This window comes from Vibrio genomosp. F10 str. 9ZD137 (assembly GCF_049974785.1).
Lineage (GTDB): Bacteria > Pseudomonadota > Gammaproteobacteria > Enterobacterales > Vibrionaceae > Vibrio.
Genome location: NZ_JBNGCJ010000951.1, coordinates 1 through 270, shown reverse-complemented (window position 1 = coordinate 270; position 270 = coordinate 1). Strand labels below are relative to the sequence as shown.

1 pseudogene is annotated in these 270 nt (G+C 44.8%); it reads right to left on the bottom strand.

Features of this window, described 5'->3' with window-relative positions:
* Window positions 1-270: pseudogene (locus ACP45E_RS20765) on the bottom strand (sodium/proton antiporter); the annotation flags it as partial.

Genomic DNA, 270 nt, shown 5'->3' with positions numbered 1-270 from the left:
CGACGAAGACGTTATCTGAAACCATCGATAACAAGCCATTGGCGACATAGAAAAGCGCCAATTGCGTGTTTTTGTCCTCGACATGCAGCACGGCATCGATGACAGGTTTAAACAGTTCTTGGTCAATGATGACGGCGACGATTGAGAAGAAAACGGTAAGCAGAGCAGTAAAGGGTAAGGCTTCTTCAAATGCTTTGCCTAAAGAATGCTCTTCGATTACACCCGTAAATGCTGTAGCAAGAATAATAACGGATAGACCAATGAGGCCGA